1 protein-coding gene and 2 pseudogenes are annotated in these 1365 nt (G+C 56.9%); all 3 read right to left on the bottom strand.

Going from position 1 to position 1365, the window contains the following annotated elements:
* Positions 1 to 62: 62 nt before the first annotated feature.
* A complete protein-coding gene (locus AAFO90_RS24865) occupies positions 63 to 821 on the bottom strand; it encodes an NAD(P)-binding protein (RefSeq protein ID WP_347511187.1) in 759 nt (252 codons plus the stop codon).
* A 313-nt stretch (positions 822 to 1134) separates the two neighbouring features.
* A pseudogene (locus AAFO90_RS24860) lies at positions 1135 to 1248 on the bottom strand (flagellar basal body P-ring protein FlgI); the annotation flags it as partial.
* Between the two features lie 27 nt (positions 1249 to 1275).
* Positions 1276 to 1365, bottom strand: a pseudogene (locus AAFO90_RS24855) (IS5/IS1182 family transposase); the annotation flags it as partial.

Here is a 1365-nt window from a genome sequence, read left to right as displayed (position 1 = left end):
CGCCTGCGATGTCGTAGTCTTCTTCATGGTGTTGCTTTCCTTTCGGTTTGATCACCCCGAGCCTACGGCTCAGGGAAAGCAACGCCACCCTTCAGGCAAACTTCAACATCAACCGGGACATCCCCCGCGCCGCCGCCCGACGGATACCAGGCGCCGCTCTCAAGGTAAGAGCCTGTAATCAGGGCATGCATCGCAAAGCTCGCTTTGCTGGGTCTGCCGCCATGGTCGAACCACTGCGCAGCGAAGGCGGCGGCCAGATCGGGGTTGTCTGTGATCTCGTCGATAACCTCTTGCGTCGTCCGCTTGCACCAAAGGTCGATGGCGTGGCTATGCCACCATTTCATAGCCGACCCGATGATCTCAGGCATTGCACGGGTAGAAGTCGCCGTAAAGGACGCCTGCCTGCCTTCCTTGAGAGCAGCGATCCACGCTTCGATGGCCCTGGCCTCGCCCGGAAATCGGTCCTTAAGATCACGCTCCTGAGCCTCGTAAGGTCGCGACAGGGACAGCGGCGCCGCATCTCCGATATGCAGGTTGTCATAAATCGAACCCATGGAGGTGAACTCAATCGGCGTGTCCGACAGCCAGTCCAGCATGTGGCTCTCGCGATCTTCCGGAGCGACGCAATTGAGGTAGTGGATGCCCGCATCCCAAGTGAACCCTTCCATGGAGAAGCTGTGGGTCAGACCTCCAAGCGTCTGGTACTGCTCCAGAAGAAGGACCTTGTGCCCAAGCTTCGAAAGCGCGGCGGCCGCGGCCATCCCACCTATGCCAGAGCCGATGATAATGGCGTCCCAGCCCTTCTCTTCAGGGGTAGCCAAATCTGCTCTCCTTCATATCAAAATGGTTAGGCTAGAAAATCTGTCTGCGCGAAAGATTAACGATTGGTCGCAACATCCGACTTGATCGCGATCAAATTAATTGTGGAACCCAGTTTCTCGGTTTGCCGTGCCACCGACATGTGCGGAAGGGCTTACAGGTCATTCACTCGCTGTTGCAGTTCTCGCTCATTCAAACCCGGAGCGGCGATGGCAAGTGGGGCTCAAAGCCGAAAAACGCGCTTTGCAGACATGGCCAAAGAAAAGCCCGGACCGCGCAAACGATCCGGGCTTTTGAAATGTGCTTTGGCTGGCTTTAGCGCACAACGAACTCCGCGTGCAAAGCTCCCGCTGCTTTCAGGCTTTTTAGGATGTCGATCATGTCCCGAGGCGAGACGCCCAGCGCATTCAGACCCGCCACGACCTCAGAGTCTGATTCAAAACTTTTCGAGTGAATTCATTGTCTTGCGAGCATCCGCGTGACGCGGCGGATGTGTGCGATTGTGACCCAAGCTGCCGCGCTGGCGATGGATTTTTCCCAATCCTT

Source organism: Phaeobacter sp. CAU 1743 (assembly GCF_039839315.1).
Classification (GTDB): Bacteria; Pseudomonadota; Alphaproteobacteria; order Rhodobacterales; family Rhodobacteraceae; genus Phycobacter; species Phycobacter gallaeciensis_A.
The sequence above is the reverse complement of the archived record's forward strand: the minus strand, read 5'-3'. Positions and strand labels throughout refer to the sequence as shown.